Source organism: Nostoc sp. TCL26-01 (assembly GCF_013393945.1).
GTDB lineage: Bacteria > Cyanobacteriota > Cyanobacteriia > Cyanobacteriales > Nostocaceae > Trichormus.
The window spans coordinates 4,645,017-4,664,769 of record NZ_CP040297.1 but is presented as its reverse complement, the minus strand read 5'-3'; the positions used below and the strand labels follow the sequence as shown (position 1 = coordinate 4,664,769).

Annotated in this window: 21 protein-coding genes; 13 read left to right on the top strand and 8 right to left on the bottom strand. The window is 39.8% G+C overall.

Going from position 1 to position 19,753, the window contains the following annotated elements; genetic code table 11:
* Positions 1–56: 56 nt before the first annotated feature.
* From FD725_RS32180 to FD725_RS20125, 7 genes are all read left to right on the top strand, one after another.
* A complete protein-coding gene (locus FD725_RS32180) occupies positions 57–239 on the top strand; it encodes a hypothetical protein (RefSeq protein ID WP_218653127.1) in 183 nt (60 codons plus the stop codon).
* An 88-nt stretch (positions 240–327) separates the two neighbouring features.
* On the top strand, positions 328–1,014 hold the full coding sequence (locus FD725_RS20150; RefSeq protein WP_179049787.1) for a Crp/Fnr family transcriptional regulator: 687 nt from the start codon (positions 328–330) through the stop codon (positions 1,012–1,014).
* A gap of 11 nt (positions 1,015–1,025) precedes the next feature.
* Positions 1,026–1,808 carry a DUF2232 domain-containing protein gene (locus tag FD725_RS20145; protein ID WP_179049786.1) on the top strand — a complete coding sequence of 261 codons (783 nt, stop codon included), beginning with the start codon at positions 1,026–1,028 and terminating at the stop codon, positions 1,806–1,808.
* Positions 1,809–1,928: 120 nt separating this feature from the next.
* A complete protein-coding gene (gene cobT, locus FD725_RS20140) occupies positions 1,929–3,119 on the top strand; it encodes a nicotinate mononucleotide-dependent phosphoribosyltransferase CobT (RefSeq protein ID WP_179049785.1) in 1,191 nt (396 codons plus the stop codon).
* A 184-nt stretch (positions 3,120–3,303) separates the two neighbouring features.
* Positions 3,304–4,377 carry a recombinase RecA gene (recA, locus tag FD725_RS20135; RefSeq protein ID WP_179049784.1) on the top strand — a complete coding sequence of 358 codons (1,074 nt, stop codon included), beginning with the start codon at positions 3,304–3,306 and terminating at the stop codon, positions 4,375–4,377.
* Between the two features lie 382 nt (positions 4,378–4,759).
* Positions 4,760–5,842 carry a polysaccharide pyruvyl transferase family protein gene (locus FD725_RS20130; RefSeq protein ID WP_179049783.1) on the top strand — a complete coding sequence of 361 codons (1,083 nt, stop codon included), beginning with the start codon at positions 4,760–4,762 and terminating at the stop codon, positions 5,840–5,842.
* 97 nt (positions 5,843–5,939) lie between these two features.
* Complete coding sequence (locus tag FD725_RS20125) at positions 5,940–7,121, top strand: hypothetical protein (RefSeq protein ID WP_256871670.1); 1,182 nt, start codon at positions 5,940–5,942, stop codon at positions 7,119–7,121.
* Positions 7,122–7,247: 126 nt separating this feature from the next.
* Here the strand turns inward: FD725_RS20125 and FD725_RS20120 are convergent, their stop codons facing one another.
* Both FD725_RS20120 and FD725_RS20115 read right to left on the bottom strand, forming a co-directional pair.
* Positions 7,248–7,943, bottom strand: coding sequence for an FHA domain-containing protein (locus FD725_RS20120; RefSeq protein ID WP_179049782.1), 696 nt, complete (start codon positions 7,941–7,943; stop codon positions 7,248–7,250).
* 417 nt (positions 7,944–8,360) lie between these two features.
* Positions 8,361–9,953, bottom strand: coding sequence for a serine/threonine-protein kinase (locus FD725_RS20115; RefSeq protein ID WP_179049781.1), 1,593 nt, complete (start codon positions 9,951–9,953; stop codon positions 8,361–8,363).
* Between the two features lie 460 nt (positions 9,954–10,413).
* Here FD725_RS20115 and FD725_RS20110 point away from each other — a divergent pair, with 460 nt between their 5' ends.
* The gene (locus FD725_RS20110) at positions 10,414–10,575 is read left to right on the top strand and encodes a metallothionein (protein ID WP_179049780.1); all 162 of its coding nucleotides are present in this window, start codon (positions 10,414–10,416) and stop codon (positions 10,573–10,575) included.
* A gap of 118 nt (positions 10,576–10,693) precedes the next feature.
* Here FD725_RS20110 and hemL read toward each other — a convergent pair whose 3' ends face one another.
* Complete coding sequence (gene hemL / locus FD725_RS20105; protein ID WP_179049779.1) at positions 10,694–11,992, bottom strand: glutamate-1-semialdehyde 2,1-aminomutase; 1,299 nt, start codon at positions 11,990–11,992, stop codon at positions 10,694–10,696.
* Positions 11,993–12,101: 109 nt separating this feature from the next.
* Here hemL and FD725_RS20100 point away from each other — a divergent pair, with 109 nt between their 5' ends.
* Complete coding sequence (locus FD725_RS20100) at positions 12,102–12,296, top strand: ChaB family protein (protein ID WP_179049778.1); 195 nt, start codon at positions 12,102–12,104, stop codon at positions 12,294–12,296.
* A 95-nt stretch (positions 12,297–12,391) separates the two neighbouring features.
* Positions 12,392–13,042, top strand: coding sequence for a bifunctional phosphoribosyl-AMP cyclohydrolase/phosphoribosyl-ATP diphosphatase HisIE (gene hisIE / locus FD725_RS20095; protein ID WP_179051614.1), 651 nt, complete (start codon positions 12,392–12,394; stop codon positions 13,040–13,042).
* A gap of 461 nt (positions 13,043–13,503) precedes the next feature.
* Here the strand turns inward: hisIE and FD725_RS32615 are convergent, their stop codons facing one another.
* Complete coding sequence (locus tag FD725_RS32615) at positions 13,504–13,635, bottom strand: hypothetical protein (RefSeq protein ID WP_256871669.1); 132 nt, start codon at positions 13,633–13,635, stop codon at positions 13,504–13,506.
* A gap of 94 nt (positions 13,636–13,729) precedes the next feature.
* Between FD725_RS32615 and FD725_RS20090 the strand changes: the two genes are divergently transcribed.
* Entirely contained in the window at positions 13,730–13,927 is a 198-nt protein-coding gene (locus tag FD725_RS20090; protein WP_179049777.1) for a DUF2811 domain-containing protein, read from the top strand.
* 415 nt (positions 13,928–14,342) lie between these two features.
* Here the strand turns inward: FD725_RS20090 and FD725_RS20085 are convergent, their stop codons facing one another.
* A complete protein-coding gene (locus tag FD725_RS20085) occupies positions 14,343–15,059 on the bottom strand; it encodes a response regulator transcription factor (RefSeq protein WP_179049776.1) in 717 nt (238 codons plus the stop codon).
* A 691-nt stretch (positions 15,060–15,750) separates the two neighbouring features.
* Here FD725_RS20085 and FD725_RS20080 point away from each other — a divergent pair.
* On the top strand, positions 15,751–16,374 hold the full coding sequence (locus tag FD725_RS20080) for a CPP1-like family protein (protein WP_179049775.1): 624 nt from the start codon (positions 15,751–15,753) through the stop codon (positions 16,372–16,374).
* 109 nt (positions 16,375–16,483) lie between these two features.
* On the opposite strand, the gene FD725_RS20075 is transcribed toward FD725_RS20080, so the two are convergent.
* The 3 genes from FD725_RS20075 to FD725_RS20065 all read right to left on the bottom strand — a co-directional run bounded on the left by FD725_RS20075 (position 16,484) and on the right by FD725_RS20065 (position 19,427).
* A complete protein-coding gene (locus FD725_RS20075; RefSeq protein WP_179049774.1) occupies positions 16,484–17,200 on the bottom strand; it encodes an HAD family hydrolase in 717 nt (238 codons plus the stop codon).
* Positions 17,201–17,565: 365 nt separating this feature from the next.
* Positions 17,566–18,606, bottom strand: coding sequence for a 4-hydroxyphenylpyruvate dioxygenase (gene hppD, locus FD725_RS20070; RefSeq protein ID WP_179049773.1), 1,041 nt, complete (start codon positions 18,604–18,606; stop codon positions 17,566–17,568).
* A gap of 116 nt (positions 18,607–18,722) precedes the next feature.
* A complete protein-coding gene (locus tag FD725_RS20065; protein WP_179049772.1) occupies positions 18,723–19,427 on the bottom strand; it encodes an SDR family oxidoreductase in 705 nt (234 codons plus the stop codon).
* A gap of 172 nt (positions 19,428–19,599) precedes the next feature.
* Here FD725_RS20065 and FD725_RS20060 point away from each other — a divergent pair, with 172 nt between their 5' ends.
* On the top strand, positions 19,600–19,740 hold the full coding sequence (locus tag FD725_RS20060; RefSeq protein WP_179049771.1) for a hypothetical protein: 141 nt from the start codon (positions 19,600–19,602) through the stop codon (positions 19,738–19,740).
* The last annotated feature ends 13 nt before the right edge of the window (positions 19,741–19,753 follow it).

Below are 19,753 nucleotides of genomic sequence, written 5' to 3'. Positions count from 1 at the left end.
GAGAGTGGTGACTAATGACTATTGACTATTGACCATTGACTAATGACTAATGACTAATGACTATTGATTATTACCCATTCCCCTTTCTCACCCCCTTGCGAGTATTATTAGTTCTAACAGCATATTTACGAAAGGCAAACAGTTGTTGCGGGCCGGAAGTTCACACAGTTCTATCTCTTAAGATAGAGATTGTAGAGAAAAATGCTTCAATCACTAGCTGGAGTAGCAAACCGGGATGATTTTTTGTAAAAATAAGTACCTGAATCGCTTAGGCTGAATATAGCGCTCTTGTTTTTTTACACATAGCTGCTGAATCATAATGTTGTAATGGAAGACCGATATAACAATAATCCTTGGATGAATTTGATTTCTTTTTTTCAAGGATTACCAGAAAATGCCGTAAAACTAGCTCTTACTCATCTTGTTACTCGTACACACCCAGCTAATCAAGTCATCTTGCTAGAAAATGACTGGGGAGGTTCGGTATATTTTATAGTTGAAGGCTGGGTAAAAATCCGTACTTATAATTTGGAAGGGAAAGAGGTAACGCTGAATATTTTAGGTAAAGGAGAATTGTTTGGGGAAATGGCAGCACTAAATGAAGTAACTCGCTCTACAGATGTGATTACTTTGGCTACCACGGTGATTGGCAGTATACCATCCCAAGATTTTCTGAAATTATTGGAAACAGAACCAATGGCAGGAGTTCGCCTATCTAAGTTGATGGCTCAACGCTTGCGACAAGTCAATCGGCGCTTGCGGCTGCGGGAATCAGATAGTCAGTCACGGGTAGTAGATACATTGTTGTTTTTGCAAGAAAGCCAAGGAAAACATGGGCAGACAGGCACAGAAATTCCCAACTTACCTCACCGAGAAATCAGTAGTTTGAGTGGGTTAGCGCGAGAAACAGTGACTAGGGTATTGACAAGATTAGAAAAAAAAGGCTTGATTAAGCGAGATCAAGACACCATCTCGATTCCTGATGTCTTAGCTCTAGAAAAAATGTTAAATTAAAGACTTTCAAAATGAGTATTTTAGATTCTCAGCCAGATGAGCCAGAAGCAGATCCATCCCCTGAATCTCCAACCCCCGGCAATCAAAAGTCTAATCCACAAGAGCCGATAAGCGATCGCCAATCTTGTGTAGAGGCTGGCATGGAGAATCCTCACAAGCTACTGTCACCACAATTGAAAGTTGATGCGCCTTTGAGAATGGTGGAAACGGCATTTTTAGCAAGTGCCTCCAGTCTGATTTGGTTTATTAATTTTTACTTTCCTTTGGGGCCAGTATTACGGATATTTTTCCCTGTACCCATTGCTTTAGTTTATTTACGTTGGGGCAAACGAGCCGCGTGGATGGCGGCGGTGACATCTGGGTTACTATTGTCGGTGCTAATGGGGCCTGTCCGCAGTCTCTTATTTGTCATGCCCTTTGCGTTTATGGGGGTGTTACTTGGGGCTAGTTGGTATCGTCGTGTTTCTTGGATGATTTCTATGACTTTGGGTACTCTGTTGGGTACTTTAGGAGTATTTTTTCGCCTGTGGTTATTGTCCGTATTGTCGGGGGAAGACTTGTGGGTTTATTTGATTACCCAAGTCACGGAAATTACGGAGTGGCTATTCTTGCAGTTGGGTTTATTATCTAGCCCCAGTGTGTTCTTGATTCAAGTTGGGGCTGTAGTCTTAATTGTGATCAATAATTTTATTTACCTGTTTGTTGTTCATTTGGCAGCATGGTTACTTTTAGATCGGTTGGGCAATCCCATCCCTCGTCCACCCCATTGGGTACAAGTTTTGATGGATTATTAATGTTAGTCATTGGTCATTGGTCATTGGTCAAAAACTCATAGGATCATCACGTCAATGATTTATTGATTACTTTCATCGACTAATGACTATTGACTAATGACTATTGACTATTGACTAAAAATGATTCGTATTTATACGCAAATAAAACAAGGTGAAGCGTGGTTGCAACGATATAGCGATCGCCTACCTTTATTTACCTGTATCTTAGGTTTTACGGAAACGGCTTTAATTCCCGGTATCTCGGCGGCTGGGAAGACTCCAGAGGATCGGCTATATACGGCTTGTGCTGATGCAGAGTATTTATATTATGGTGCAGAACACAATCCCAAATTTCCTTTACCGCCATTGACTGCGGGTGCATCACCTGTCTTCATTTCTCGTGCGGTAGTTGAGTCACTAAATATCCCCTTATATTTATTTAATGCTGGTTTACCCCAACCTCCGGCTGTTCCCATAATTGACTTGGGTGGCTTTCCTGCTAAGTGTTTAAGCACAGGTGCGGCGATGTCATTAGCCACTGTACAGCACTTATTTGAGCAAGGGTTACTTTGGGGTGAACGTCTAGCTACTCAAGCTGAACAAGGATATGTAATTTTCAGTGAATGCGTTGTCGGTGGTACAACAACTGCCCTGGCAATTTTAACTGGCTTGGGTATTGAGGCAGTCGGTAAGGTCAATAGTAGTCACCCAATTTGTAATCACGAGCAAAAATGGCAGGTGGTGGTAGAGGGATTGGGGACTGGGGACTGGGGACTGGGGGACAAGGGGACAAGGGGACAAGGGGACAAGGAGAAAAATTATCCTTCCATCTCCCCATCCTTCTCCAATCCTCTAGAACTCGCTGCGGCTGTGGGTGATCCGATGCAGGTGGTGGTGGCAGGAATGGCGATCGCTGCTAGTCGCAGTTGTGGTGTAATGCTAGCAGGGGGAACGCAAATGCTGGCTGTCTATGCTTTGCTGAGTGCGATCGCTGAAGTTTACAATTTATCTTGGCAACCGACTCAAGTAATTGTGGGTACAACTCGTTGGGTAGCAGAAGACCCAACGGGTGATACTGTGGCATTAGCTCTGAATCTGGGTAAAAACCGTCAATATCCCCAAATGCAGGCTCCTCCTCTTCTGGCGACTAGCCTCAGTTTTGCTAATTCTCGTTATCCCCAACTCCAAGCTTATGAGCAGGGGTTTGTCAAAGAAGGTGTAGGTGCTGGTGCAGCTTGTATCGCCGCTAGCCTCTATCAAAATTGGCAACAAGAGCAACTTTTGCTAGCCATTGAATCCCAAATTGAACGTCTAATGAAAAGGAGTAGCTAATTGATGTAAGTGTTTGACATTCTGCAAAGTTACCCTAATCAGGTAGCGATTAGGTTAGGATCTTGTCAAAGTTACTTTTTCACCAGAGAAGACTTATACTAGAATTTTCCAGTTAAAATAGTATATCTGTTCTACTAAACTCCAAACCACACAATTCTTAGATCCATATATTTTAGAGGCACGAATGGCTATCAATACCGACACTTCCGGCAAGCAAAAAGCGCTGACTATGGTACTCAACCAGATTGAGCGCAGCTTCGGTAAAGGAGCAATCATGCGCCTGGGCGATGCTACTCGGATGCGAGTAGAGACGATTTCTACCGGGGCGCTTACCTTGGATTTAGCATTGGGTGGCGGTTTACCCAAGGGACGAGTGATTGAGATTTATGGCCCGGAAAGTTCTGGTAAAACAACAGTAGCACTCCATGCGATCGCCGAAGTGCAAAGAGAAGGCGGTATTGCTGCTTTCGTAGACGCAGAACACGCTCTTGATCCCACCTATGCAGGAGCTTTGGGTGTAGATATCGACAATCTGCTGGTTTCTCAACCAGATACAGGCGAATCAGCTTTGGAAATTGTTGATCAGTTGGTGCGTTCCGCCGCAGTTGACATTGTAGTGATCGACTCAGTTGCTGCGTTGGTTCCCCGTGCGGAAATTGAAGGAGATATGGGTGATGCTCACGTCGGTTTACAAGCGAGATTGATGAGCCAAGCTCTACGTAAAATCACTGGCAATATTGGTAAATCTGGTTGCACAGTCATTTTCATCAACCAACTGCGACAAAAAATTGGTGTTACCTACGGTAGCCCAGAAACCACAACTGGTGGTAACGCACTGAAATTCTATGCTTCAGTCCGCTTAGATATTCGTCGGATTCAAACCTTGAAAAAAGGAACTGATGAATTTGGTAATCGAGTGAAAGTCAAAGTTGCTAAAAATAAAGTTGCACCACCTTTTAGAGTTGCAGAATTTGACATTATCTTTGGTAAAGGAGTTTCTACTATCGGTTGTTTAGTAGACTTGGCTGAAGAAACTGGTATTCTCATCCGCAAGGGCGCTTGGTATAGCTACAACGGCGATAATATTTCCCAGGGACGAGATAATGCTATTAAATACTTAGAAGAAAAGCCAGAATTTTCTGAGCAAATTAAAAAACTGGTGCGAGAAAAGCTAGACAAAGGTGCTGTGGTTTCTGCTAACTCTGTAGCTAAGGCTCATGAAGAAGAAGAAGAAGATATGGATGTTGAAGAAGAATAATATTCATATCTAGCCTAGTATTAGTTTTTTGGTGTGATTAGTTAGGAAAAATCCATTAATTGAAAATGCAATCACACCACCCAATTCTGGGAATGAATACCATAAAGTTGGTGTTTATTAGCATATTCTAGGTAATATCTTCATGCCTTAATCAAAAAAATCTCCACCTTCTTTAAGAATCTGGGGATTTTTGATTTTTGATTCTTATAAATCAGATAAAACTATCATACTTCTTGTTTTTAGTTAGTACTTTTACTATTAACTAAATTATAAAATTTAGAAAAATAAATTCAGAAGTTCATTTTTTGATAGATAGAAAGTATAATTTAATTTTAGTTGGCGAAAGCAACATTTTTAACCACATTCTTGCGTTTAATTCAAAATGAAAATTTCTACACCCGAAAAAATTACAGAACATTTACACAATGCCCTATCAAAGGTAGGTAGTTTTCAATCATGTGCATTTCTAGACTATCCTGCACATCCAAACATAGGAGATAACCTAATATGGCTTGGTAGCATACTTTATTTAACTAATGTGATGGGTACAAAAATTAAATATGCTACTAGTAAATCCAATTTTTCTGCAACTACTTTAGAAGAAAAAGCTGGTAACTCACCTATAATACTGCATGGAGGAGGCAATTTAGGAGATTTATGGCCTGAGTATCAAAACTTCCGAGAATATATTATTTCTACATATTGCGATCGCCCAATTGTTATTTTACCTCAAAGCATATATTTTAGTAACTCTGCTAATTTAAAGAAAGCAGCAGATATTTTTAATCGCCATCCCGATTTAACTATATTCGTACGTGATAATCGTAGTTACACAATAGCCATTGATGCTTTTGATAGATGCAAAGTTTTTAAAGCACCTGATATGGCTTTCCAAATGACTGGTTTACCTAAAATACCGGACGTTAATAAATCAAAGTCCTCCATTTTGTATCACTGTAGACAAGATAAAGAAATAAATGAACAATTCCTAGCAAATATTTTGGAAATTCCTAATTTGTTAGTTGAAGACTGGGTTTCATATAAGTGGAAGTTTGGACATCCTGATAAAAGATTATCACGTTATGGTTCTCAATTATTCAGAGAACTATGGCAAAAAGGTCTGGCAAATCCATCTGAGTGGATATCTAGACAAAAATGGCAATATCTACATCCTTATAGTCCTGTGTTTAAGCAAATTGATAGACCATCCATACATCAATATTCATGGAGTTTAATGCACAGTGGTATTTATCAGCTTCAACAGCATAAATTAGTGATCACAAACCGATTACATGGACATATTCTCTGTACTCTTTTGCAGATCCCTCATATCTTCTTACCTAATAGTTATTACAAGAATGAGTCTTTCTATGAAGAATGGACTAAAGAAATTCCCTTTTGTAAATTTGTCAAAGATACTTCCAAAATCAAGTCCGTAGTTCAAAAATTCTTAGCAGATAGTTAAATCTTAAAACCATTTTTGAAAATCTCTAATTTGTTCTGCAATTTAAAGGTACAATCATCTTTTAAATTTATTTAATCAAGTAAGTTGGTAAAATTCAATGCTCCAAACTCATCTTTGGCCAGAAGAAATTGTTAGACATGAAGACTCATTACTCGTGAGTGTCACTATAGAAAATGCTCACAATATTCGGAAATCTCTTTGGTATCAAATTCCTTTAGAATATGAAAACCTAATTACTCACACCTGTGATCCTTTTGTCTTAGCAATTATGTTTATGGCAATGAGTCAGGGTACAAACTTAGTTGTTCATGGCGAAGTTTCACCTTCTCTGTTGCAAAATTTAGCGGAGTTTCAAGCTGCTTGGGTTACTTGGAAACCTAATCTTTACAGATTAATTGATATTTACGCAGAGGTAGAAAAAGAGCCAAGCAATCATCGAGATTTAGATAAAGTTATTACCACTTTTTCTGGTGGTGTAGATAGCTGCTTCACATCATTTAATCATCGCTCTAACAATTCTGTGAATGTAAAACGCAACTTACAAACAGGGTTGATGATTCACGGATTAGATATTCCTCTAGAACAAAAAGAAGTGTTTAATAATGCAGTTCACAAATCAAAGGAAATACTATCTAGTTTAGATGTGGATTTAATCACAATGAAAACAAATTTCCGCCAATTGATTAAACTAAATTGGGATAGTGTTTATGTCAATGCACTTGCATCTTGTCTGAGCTTATTACAACGTGGATATACAGTAGGCTTAATTCCCAGTGGTTCTTATTATAAGCAACTTTCCGTTTTTAATGCTTCTAATCCAGTTACAGATAATTTATTATCAAGTAATAGCTTTCGGATTATTCATGATGGTGCAGCCTTTACCCGGATAGATAAGATCCGAGCAATTACTAATAGCGCAGAAATTTTACAAAACCTGAGAGTTTGTTGGCAAGGAGAGCAAAAAGATCGTAACTGTTGTCGCTGTGAAAAATGTATTCGTAATATTCTTTGTTTTCGCGTTTTAGGTAGAGATTTACCACCTTGTTTTGCACAAGATGTGACAGACAATCAGATTTTACATATTCAGGCTCAGGGAGTTCCATTAGAAGCTCTTGAAGAAATTCTGATAGAAGCAAAATCTATTGGTATATCTGATAATTGGGTACAAGTATTAGAGCAAGCTATAAAACGCAATCGCTTAAAAATTTTATTAAAACAATATGTGCCTAATAATATCAGAAAAAAATTACAACCACTGAAGAAAATATTTGCTAAATAAGTATTGATAGTAGATTGGATTGACGTAAGGAAACCCAACACCCAGATATATGTTGAGCTTTTGAGTCGATGTTGGGTGGCGCTGCGCTTAACTCAACCTACCCCCTATGTGCTACTTGTTAATATTTTAGCCTGGTTTTAATGATGTGTTTCTTTGAAAGAGACGATCTAAAATAGCTGATTTTTTTTCTAAGCTCAAATCATTATGTTCACATTTGAGACTTTCGATGTAATTAAAATCTAGAGTAATTTGTACAGTCTCATCTAAATTTGCACTTGCACAAATTGTCTGCTCAGGGATTGCTTGTGCTAAAAAATCATTGGCGACTTGTGGTAATGTCCGACATTTATAATTGAGGAAAAAATCGCAAGTCAGACTTCCCAATCGGATGCGATCGCCATCTTTTAGTAGGATGGATTGATATACTCGTTCGCCGTTGACAAAAGAACCATTTTTACTTTTGAAATCAACTAGGTAAAACCCCTGGTTTTCAATATACTGTATCGCAGCATGGCAACGAGATAAATGTTTATCACCAGTATAAATCCCATTGTGGCGATCGCGTCCTATCGTCCAAATATGCTGCGATTGTTGTAACGTTTGTGTCTGATTTTCACAGAGGTTAGTGACGACATAAATAGCTGAATCATCAACAACACCTTGAACGTAACGCGGTTTCACACTATGCAAAGATGGTTGATATATGTTATCTAACTGAAGAATTTCATTCAGCAGATTACTATGTCTCTCATACAAGGAAACAAATACCTGATATAAACTTAACCGTCTTTCCATTTCTCGATCTTTTAAATTAGCTGTCATATCTATATCTTTATTTTTTCAAGAGTGTTTCACTAGTCATTGGGGTCAAGAATATTTTATTTCAGTCCAGAAGCAAACAAATGCTTTTGATTGCTTACCTCTCTATATAACCAAGACAGTAAATGTCAAAAATTTTATATCGTAATTTTAATATATATTATTTATTAACAACAATCAATAAAAAATGTGAAATATTTAAATATATATTTAAAATATTTAAAAAAAATCAGCCACATCAATAATTTATTTTTGCGTAATATTACTTAAGATTATTATTAATACCGAGAAATTACTGACAATATCAAATAACAATTACTAATTTGATTTTTACATAACCGATTACTAGCTCTTGAGGTGTGACTTTAAGCAAATCAGTTACAAATTACTAATTTTTAATTCATCCAATTTTTAGTTTCCTCATGACAACAAACCCCGTTTACCATTAGGACGGACTGTCATCCAATTGGTTTTAGCCAATGCTAATTGCTCATCAGTAATTTTTGCGCCTGTGAGATTAGCACCACATAAATTAGCTCCCCGGAGATTAGCATTACTGAGATAAGCATAACTAAGGTCTGCACCACGTAAGTCTGCTCCTTCTAAATCGGCATGATTGAAGTAAGCTTTTGTCAAATTAGTATCTTTAAGATTGGCGTGTGTCAGGCTAGCTCTACCAAAATCACTATTGTGGAGATTAGCTCCTTGAAGATTAGTATTTTGTAGTTGAGAAGAATGGAAATTTGTGTCTGATAAATCAGCACCTTGGAGGTTAAGCAAGTTTAAATTGTGCAGAGCAAAATCACGTCTTCCTTTAAGATAGGCTTTGAGAAAAGATTGGGTATCGAGTCTACGTCCAATTTTAGATTGTTGAATTTGTGAGCTATTGCCATTACTGTTGCTGTTAGGTAAAGCTGGCGATCTACCGACATCTAAGCGAGTGCCTTCTACAATTTTGGCTCTTCTGGCTCGAATTGCTGCTGCTACCTGTGCCATACCAACACCAGTGGCTGTCGCCGCAGGATTACTACATAAAACCGCAGAATCTTCCGTGCGGTTAGAAATTTGCTCTTTATCCGATTTAACTAATAATCCTTGAGCTAAACTTTCTAGATACGGCTCTATTTCTAAAGCTTTGAGTACGTCCTTGGCAGACTGGTAGCGATTGCGGACTGAGACTTCTAACATTTTCCGCAACACACTAATTAAATGATCACTGGCTAGTACCAAGTGTTCCCATATTACTTCGCCTGTGGTGGGATTATAATCTAAATCTTTAGGTGTTTTGCCTGTCAGTAGATAAACGCAAGTTACTCCTAGTGCGTAAATATCACTAGCATAGACTGGACGCATTGCCATTTGTTCTGGGGATGCAAAACCAGGAGTACCAATTGCATAGGCCGTCAATGCTGTCTGTCCTGATTGCCCGGTCAGAGCTTGGTTAACTTGATTTTTAACTGCACCAAAGTCAATCAGTACCATTCTGGCATCTTGAGAACGGCGAATTAAGTTAGCGGGTTTGATATCACGGTGAATAACTTTTTGTTCATGGATGTATTGCAATAAGGGAAGAATTTCACTTAAGAATTGCTTGACACCAGCTTCGCTAAATGTGCCATTGAGTTTAACTTCTTGTTGTAACGTAGAACCACTAATATATTCTTGAACTAAGTAGAATTGCTCCTGCTCCTCAAAATAGTCTAATAATCTTGGTACTTGGGGATGATTACCAATTCTGCCCAAGGTTTTAGCTTCTCGCTCAAAAAGTTCTCGCGCCATTTGCAAAAAATGTGGTGCTGTACCTGAAGGGCGTAGTTGCTTGATCACACAACTGGGTTCTCCCGGAAGAACTTCATCATAGGCTAAGAAGGTTGCACCAAAGCCACCCTGACCTAATGGCTTTTGCACTCGATAGCGATCGCGCAAAATCAAGCGCGAGCCACAAGTGTCACACCTTTGGCTGTATGCTACATTTTCTGGATTTGGACAGGTAGGATTTATACAGTAGCTCATGCACTATCAACTCACTGCACGAAATAATGGCGGAGAGCTTTAATGCTCTCTCTCAATTATGGAAATAAAAAATCTAATCCTACTAGGTAATTTTTGCGGGAAATCTTTTGAAGAGTTCCTAAAGTTGTACCGAAATCAATTCAAGTACATTATTCTATTAAGTATTTTTTTATACTAATTATTGAGATTATTTTTCAAGATATATTTTTTCTTACAATTCATATCTGCTGAGACTTGTATCTACTCCAACTGAATGATTAGCTATTTTTTCTACTTAGTTTTATAGTAAATTTACTGTTTTTATTGAATATATATACGTACTTTCACTTACGTTTACAGTTTCTACACAATTCTTGTTTTTTTACCTTTGAGACACAATTTAGATTTAAATTATATTAACTATACATGAACAGATATTCATGTATTCTAGTGAGATAGCTCGTAGGAAATGGAGAAAATTATGACAACTGTAACCCAACTAAAATGCGCTTGTCCAAAATGCCTGTGTATTGTGTCTGTAGAAGATGCCATTAATAAGGATGGTAAATACTACTGTTCTGAAGGTTGTGCAGAAGGTCATCAAACCCTCAAAGGTTGTCATCATCAAGGGTGTGAATGTTAATTAGTACTGAGTTGTGAGTGCTGAGTTGCGAGTAAGAAACTTATAAAATACTCTCCAATTACCCAGCACTCAGCACTCAGCACTGATTACCCATCACTCAGCACTCATCACTGATTACTCACAAACTTGATAGTACATCTTGGGCGATCGCTAAAGTTTGGTCAATATCTTCTTCAGTATGTGCCAAAGAAGTAAAACCAGCTTCAAATTGGGAAGGTGCAAGGTAAACACCGCGCTCTAACATTCCCCGATGGAAGCGACCAAATTTAGATGTATCTGACTTTTTAGCATCTTCGTAATTATGCACAGGGCCAGATGTGAAGAATAACCCAAACATCGCACTAATATGACCACCACAAGCAGCATGACCTGTTTCATGAGCAACTTGCAGTAAACCATCTGCTAGCTTTTTCGTCACGCGCTCCAAATACTCATAAGTACCGGGTTTTTGCAACAATTCTAGGGTTTTAATCCCAGCTGTCATTGCTAAAGGATTACCCGAAAGCGTCCCAGCTTGATAGACAGGCCCAGCCGGAGCAATCATTGACATAATATCTCGACGACCACCATAGGCTCCCACTGGTAAACCACCACCAATCACCTTACCTAAAGTTGTCAAATCGGGTGTGATGCCAAATTTTTCTTGAGCGCCACCATAGGCAATGCGGAAACCAGTCATCACTTCATCAAACACGAGTAAAGCACCATGCTCGTGAGTTAGTTCCCGTAAACCTTCCAAAAATCCGGCATCGGGAGTAATAAACCCAGCATTTCCCACAACAGGTTCTAAAATCACACCTGCAATCTGATCGTGGTTTTCTGCAAATAAAGCTTTCACAGCTTCCAAATCATTATAAGGAGCTGTCAGAGTGCTGCTAGTTGCCGATTTCGGTACACCAGGGGAATCAGGTAAACCCAGTGTGGCTACACCAGAACCAGCTTTGACGAGGAACATATCAGCGTGACCGTGATAACAGCCTTCAAACTTGATGACTTTTTCCCGGTTGGTAAAAGCTCGCATTAGGCGCAACACAGCCATACAAGCTTCTGTACCTGAGTTGACAAATCTGACCATTTCGATGCTGGGAACCGCAGCGATGACCATTTCGGCCAAGACATTTTCTAAGGCTGAAGGCGCACCAAAGCTAGTACCTTTTTCTAAAGCTTCATGCAGCGCCTTAATGACTTCCGGATGGGCGTGACCGCAAATAGCAGGTCCCCAAGTACCAACATAGTCAATATATTGGTTGCCGTCTACATCCCAAATATATGCTCCTTTGACACTGTCAAAGACGATGGGTTGTCCACCTACAGATTTGAAGGCCCGAACTGGAGAACTAACTCCACCTGGCATCAGGCTTTGGGCTGAGGCAAAGATTTCTTGTGATTTAGTGGTTTTAATTGAAGTGTTTACCAAGGTTCTCTCCTAACAATTGGCAATCAAAAAAAGCTCTATCTTAGGATAGGGTTAAAAATTGCTCAGAACTTCTATCGTATAAAATAAACAGAGCCGAAAAAATAACAATATGTTATACAAGTCAAATGAAGACTTGCCTGCGGATATTCGCACTCAACTATCTGAAGCATACCAGGATCTTTACCGAGCAGCTTTTAATTCAGCAATCCATTGGTATGGGGAAGTCTCCAAAGCCCACCAAGTAGCCTTAAGCGCTGTCAGAATGCAATCAGCGATGAATAAAACAGCAGTTTTACAAGGATAGATTTTCAGGTTGTTGAAAAAAACTGTCTCAGCTGCTCTATTTAGAATGGTATCGTGAAACCATGAATCATTCTCATGAGAGTTAAGTTAGCTGGTATGTTGATCACCGATTCACTATCAAAACAGAATGCGATCCCCGTAGAAGAAATCCGCTACGATGAACGGGGTTTAGTGCCAGCTATTGTCCAAGATTATTTGGATGGCACTGTTTTGATGATGGCATGGATGAATCGGGAATCGTTACAAAAGACTTTGGACACACAAGAAACATGGTTTTGGAGTCGTTCCCGCCAAGAGTTATGGCACAAGGGGGGGACATCAGGACATATACAAAAGGTGCAGAGTATTCGTTATGACTGTGATAGTGATGCTTTGCTGATAGGTGTGGAGCAAATTGGCGATATTGCTTGCCATACTGGGGAACGCAGTTGTTTTCATCAGGTAGAAGGGAAAATTGCGCCCCCACCAGGAGATACTTTGTCACAAGTGTTTCAGGTAATATGCGATCGCCGGGATCACCCCACAGAAAGTTCCTACACTTGCAAGTTGTTTGCCGGGGGCGATAACAAGATTTTGAAAAAGATTGGTGAGGAATCAGCTGAGGTTGTCATGGCTTTTAAAGATGACGATCCAGAAGCGATCGCTGGTGAAGTGGCAGATTTGCTTTACCATACTTTAGTCGCTCTCGCTCATCATCAAGTAGATATCAAGGCAGTTTATCGCAAGTTGCAAGAACGTCGTCGGTAAGAATTGCGTAATTCTTAATTCCCAAGAGAGAGCCTAGAAATGAACTAGCAGCCTCATAAAGGGTATTGAAGGAAGATTCACCGTGGTGGTATTGGGAAGGCTACATAGGTGAATAGAGGGGCATCTCAGGGGGTATAGGAAACATCCAGCTAGGGTCAACACGGCTAATGGCTAAAATCTAGGATTGAAAATGTATTAAATATAACTATGCTAATGACTAGAATGGTCAAGCAAGTTTCATAAGCTCAAATTTCATCAAAAAATTATGTTTTTGTAATTCTTATCATTCGCTGAAATTTTCCTCACTAATTCCACAGGGTTTCCACAGGGATTTTCACAGTTTTCCACAGATGTACTACGAGCTAATCGGCAGTTGCAGTTTTACTGGGGATTTTTCCTTAAGGGTATAAACAAACTTAAGTGACTGAGTTTTCATGAAGAAACGTAACAAAAAAACAGCCTTAACCCTGATTGTTACGTTTGAGTTTGTTTACCAGAGAATTGTTTTTAACATTTCGCAGCATTGACAAACCCACCCCCTCTGATCGCACAATGATTCGACCTGGGTTAATTGCTTGTGCAACAGTTGACATGGCAATACAGATGAATATCTGGAAAAATGTTGTTTAAAACTGTTGTCATCTAGGCAAAATTCCCAGTTTGCTCATCTCACCAAAGGAAAATCTCATGAAAACAACAGTTAGTATTTTTACGGAAATACCCGAAACTTTACACGAATCACTGAATAATTATTTAGAGACACATCCCGATTGGGATCAAAATCGCGTCTTGACAGCAGCACTATCTTTATTTTTGCTGCAAAATGGAGACAGCGATCGCCGTGCTGCCCGTGTTTATCTAGAAACCTTATTTCATCACTGCTAATGTCCGAAACGAGTATCGGCTATATAAGCCTGACTGATGATTGGTGGAGTTTCCCCAAAACCGTTTTTATTGACTAGAAAAATCCTAAATATTTACACAAAAATATCGCTCATAACTGACTCCACTACACGTCTTTGAGCGATTTTGTTTATTTATTGACAAGTAAGAGATAGGTTATACCAATTCAAAATTCAAAATGACGCGACGCTCCTGCGTCGCTAACGCTGCGCTATCGCGGACTCGCTCTAAGCGTTCGCGTAGCGTCTCGTAGAGAAGCTATGCCGTTCGCGTTAGCGTCTCTGAAAGAGAAGGCTTTACGCTACGCTAACAAAATTCAAAATTAGAAAAGCCAGATATCATCAGGGTTTCTAAGTTTGGATCTGTAGCATTCTTTTTTTTAATTGGTGTTACATCATCAAGGAGCTGTTTCTAACTGTGAGTGAGCAGGGCATTCAAATTTATATCCTACACCGCGTACAGTTTGAATTAATGCTGGTTGACTAGCATCTACCTCGATTTTCTTGCGAATTTGACCGATATGCACATCTACAACTCGCTGATCTCCGACATATTCATAGTCCCAGACTTCTTGAATTAATTCAGCACGTCGCCAAACTCGACCAGGATGGCTAGCTAAAAAATGTAACAAGTCAAATTCCAAAGCCGTCAAGGGTACGGGTTGACTATTAAGTGATACCTCGCGCCGTACAGGGTCAATCATTAGTTTTTCAAATATCAGGCGTTTTTGTTCGGCGGTAGTGACAACGCGCTGTCGTCTTAAAATCGCTCCCACTCTGACTTCTAACTCTCCTAAACCAAAGGGTTTGGTGAGATAGTCATCAGCACCTTTGGCAAAGCCGCGAATCTTGTCAGCTTCATCCGCCCGGCTGGTTAGCATCAGCACAAAAACACCGTTACGACTTTGCATCTCTTGGCAGAGGTTGAACCCAATCACATCTGGTAGGTTCACATCCAGAATTACCAAGTCTGGGTTAAATTGCTCGAATAGGGATAATGCAGTCTTACCATCTTCGGCAGCCTCTACTTGATAGTTTTGTTTGATCAAAAAGCGTTGGATTAAATTCCGAACCGCAGGGTCGTCATCAACTACAAGAATCTTGGCGGGAGCCATGACCATCACTTTGCACAAAAATTTTATGAAGATTAACAGGGGTATTGCGTAAACACGCAGTTTCCACTTGGGACTTATCTAAGAATCTATAGGCATTTGGGATAAATTTCCCAGTTACCCAAATAATAGTGTAATCATCATATGGGGCAATGACACTAAGAAAATTTTAGTAGCCACATCCACAAACGAGTACAAGTATTATGATTATCAACCTTTATATGCGATCGCTTGGTATTTTGGCATTAGCTATGGCAGTTAATCAACCCACAAATTTTGACTGCATCTGAGATGACAGTAGATATTTAAAATTTTTCAACTTTAAATTTTGCTGAGGATTGATCCGACTACTTAACCTTGAGGCTAATTTAGGGAAATCGAGTCAAGGTAAGGTAAATTGCCAAATCTGAAACATAAAAGTTATTTTTTCCTCAAAAATAGCTCTTAGGTATCCCTAGTTCAAATTCTAGAGTAGAGCCAGAATCAATCAACGACATGAGGGTATACACTGAGTTATGGCAATATGTTAAGGTAACTGTAGTTAAAATTCACAAGTTAATCTAATCAACCCGTGTTAATATCCTGGTAGAGCATAAAATTGGGTCGATACGTTTGTTTTCGATCAAGGTAAAATCTAGAGTTGTTTTTTCCGGCAAGAAGACTGCCCCTGACTAAGGCTGAAGTATAAACTCCCATGAGCGATCAAAATCCCTACGAAAAACTTGGGGTATCAGAAGAAGCTAGCTTTGATGAAATTCAGGATGCTCGTAATCGCCTATTGGAGCAATGCCTTGGCGATACGAAGAGTCTAGAAGCAGTTGAAGCAGCTTACGATGCTATTTTAATGGATCGGCTAAAGATGCGTCAGGAAGGTAAAATCAAAGTCCCTGAGCGTATCCGTTTTCCTGAAACTCGATTGCAATCTCCACCGAAAGAGAGCTTAACTCCTCGTGAGCAGTCGCCTGCATGGCTGCAAAAGATATTAGACCAGCCTTCCAGAAAAGATGTAATTTTGCCAGGGGTCTGGTATTTAGGTTTGAGCGCTGTTAGTGTTTTTTATTCGGCAGGCGATCAGGTTTTGCAATTGGCATTGGTGGTTGGGGTAGGAATTAGTATTTACTTTCTCAATCGCAAAGAGGGAAGGTTTGGTAGAGCAGTTTTATTCACACTGATTGGTCTGATTATCGGCTTAATCACTGGTGGACTAATTGCTGGATTGCTCTCGCAGCAACTACCTGCTATTAGTCTGACAGCCAACCAATTTTCGACGGTGTTAACTTTTATATTGTTGTGGTTGGTTAGCAGTTTTTTACGTTAGGTCGATTTAGTAAACCCAAAGTTACAAATTTTTTATTCTATTTAAAAACCCCTTCCTGAAAAGGAAGGGGTTTTTAACGACTATTTTTTGACGATGATGAAAGACAGTCTTATTTAACAGATGCTACTATTTCTCGGCTGCTGGTAGCTGGCTCTAAGAACATCTCTACAGCAGTACTTAAATTTGGCACAATTAAGTCTGGTTGGTAGAGTTTTAGTTGTGTGCGATCGCGAATACCAGACTCTACAGCCATCACTTTAATTTGATGTTTTTTAGCGGCGGTAATATCAGCTTCTGTATCTCCCACCATCCAAGTATCAGTTGCTCGTGGTAGTTCGGCTACTGCTTTGGTCATGAGTAGGGGTTTATCTTCAATATCGCGGGTTTTTACGTAGTCGTTACTTAAGCAATAACGGCGGTTTTCTGGAAAAAACTTACCCAAATCATATTTTTGCACAGCATAGTCTAGTTCCCAAACTCGGCGCATTGTCATGACGACTAAATCTACCCCAGCTTGTTGAATCTTTAACAACGCATCTACCGCACCTGGGATGGGAATGTCGTATTGAAAGAAATGTTCTGTATGTACACTGTCGCGGCGCAATTGAGAAAAGGCTTGGGCTTGCACTTCATCTAAACCAGAATTGAGGGCTATTTGATTCTCTGGCACACGCGATCGCTTTAGTTGCCAAAATTCTGCTTTAGACATTTCTCTAACGCGCTGCCCTGGTTTGCGGGTTTTCTCTAGACAAAATTGGTAAACACGGTAGTAACGTTCCGATACATCCATGATCGGGCCGTCAAAATCAGTAATTAGTCTTAACATTGGCAAAATATATTTTAACTTTTATGACAAATATTTTAACTGTTTTTGATGTATCGATATTTAAATTAATTAATCATAAAGTAAACACTCTCGTATAGCTAAAATTAATCACATCTATAGGAATCCGATTTGATTACTGAACAGACTTGTTGAGGTAGGTGACAGGTGACAGGTGACAGGTGACAGGTGACAGAAAAGAAGCAAATTAGAGGTGTACTGACTTTTTTGTGTAAGCACAGGCTACGCCAACAAAAATCAAATATGAGTCCCATAGGCAGTAAAAAGCTAGAGAGTTGATTTTTGCCTATATTGTCTTCTTCGTTCATGTCCTGAACTATCTAACAAGAGCTACATATAAGAAAAATCTATTGCAGGGTTCCCCGTTTGATTTGTTCGCTTTCAATTGCTGCAAATAAGGCGCGAAAGTTGCCTTCACCAAAGCCTTGGGCTTGAGAACGGCGTTCAATAAATTCCCAGAAAAAAGTTGGTTGAGCAAAAATAGGCTGAGTAAATATTTGTAACAGAACTCCAGTTTGACTATCTTGTTGCCAATCAACCAAAATTTCTTGTTGAGCGATCGCTGCTAATTCTGTTGGTGAGAGGGGAATTTGTGGACGCTGTTGTAGTTGAGAGTAATAGGTTTGGGGAACGGAAAGTAGAGGTAAACCACGGGAGCGAAATTGGGCGATCGCCTGGACGATGTGGGGTGTCTGTAAGGCGATGTGTTGAATTCCTGGCCCCCGGTTAAAATCTAAAAATTCTTGAATTTGCGAATTGCTAGACGCAGGTTCATTAATCGGTAACTGCACGCTACCGTCGCGGGAAACCATAACTTGACTGTACAAGGCAGAGCGATCGGTGTGAATTTTAAATGTCTGGCGGGGTTGAAAATCCAGAATGTTCTCATACCAAGTGGCTACAGATGCTAAATCACCTGCGGCGACATTTAAGACTATGTGATCAATGGCAGTAATCAAGCTGGTTGAGTTAGGGTGATGATTTTCATCTTGTTCCCTGGATGTTTCCACCAAGGTGTGAGTTAAACCACCCCAAGCAGCAATTTTGCCTGATTTGCGGGAAATATGCCCAATTTGGTATTCTCCCACCGATTGTAAAATTTTAGCCCCATGAGCTTGAGCGTGAGCGATCGCTGCTTCCACATCAGCCACAGCAAAAGCTACATCAGCTACCCCTGGTGGATGTTGACGGAGAAACTCAGCTACAGGACTGGTAGGTAACAATGGCGAAGACAGCAACAAGCAGACAGCACCACTTTGCACCACTTCTGTACAAGTGTGGAGAGAATGAATAGTACTAGCTACTACGGTAAAGCCGAGGTAGTGTACAAACCAATCTCGCCATACTTTGGCATCTTCGACATAGAAATGAACATGATCAATTTTCATATATATGGAAAATCCAGCACCACAGCTTATCTAACTGTAAATTTTGCCTTTTTGGCTAGATTTTCGATTCCTGCCTGAGCAAGAATTATGGAAACACATGACCATTCGTCCTAATTTTAGAAAAATAAGTGACTGTCCGGTTGAATATTAATTTCTAGTGGTACAGCTTGGGGTTCAGCAGACAGGGCAAAAAAAATGGCATTAGCAGCAGTTTCTGGACTGAGCATTTTTTTCCGGTCTACTTTTAAACTGACATGATCCCAGAAAGGAGAATCTACTCCACCGAAGTAAAACAAGGTAAATTTAACCCCAAAGCGCTTGAGTTCCTCAGCCATGCACTTACTGAAACCGACGACACCAAACTTAGAAGCTGAGTAAGCTGCTGCCATTGGCATGGAGTGTTTACCTAAAATGCCAATGACATTACAAATATGCCCTGATTTGCGCTTTTGCATCTCCTCGGCTGCTGCTTGAGTTGTGTAGAAACTCCCTTTGAGATTTACATCTAACATTTTGTCTAAATCTGCTGGTTCGATGCTGTTGTATGCCTTGAGAATTCCCGCACCAGCAGCATTTACTAAGATATCGATTTGACCAAACTCAGCAACAGTTTTTTGAATTAACGTATCTACTTGTGAAGCGTCCGTAATATCTGTGGGGATAGTCAAAACTTTACCTGTGAGATCATTGGCTAAAGTTTCTAAGCGATCGCTATCTCTGGCTGCTAGGACTAACTTTGCACCAGTAACTTCTAATTGACGAGCCAAGGCTGAACCAATACCACCAGTCGCACCCACAATCACAACAACTTTATCTTGCATACTATTCTTTATATTTATTTATATAGTTTTACACAATTTAGTATTGTAAAACTTCACTTGAAAAATAGTTATAGTGTTTCCCAGTTGAGTGAGGTATGTATTTTTAGTCAACAGAGGCTACCCGCATTTTTCACAAGCAGTAGGGGCGGGTTAAGTGAGATATTAGTGAATAATGTCAGCATATCTGTTAACCCGCCCCTACAACCTCTGGACTAGACAGGTGTACTTCATCGGCATGAAAATCGCCATACCATTCTTGCTGTTAAGTAATCAGACAGAATTAATTACACAAGTTATTTCCTGTAACCTGTAACCTGTCCCCTATC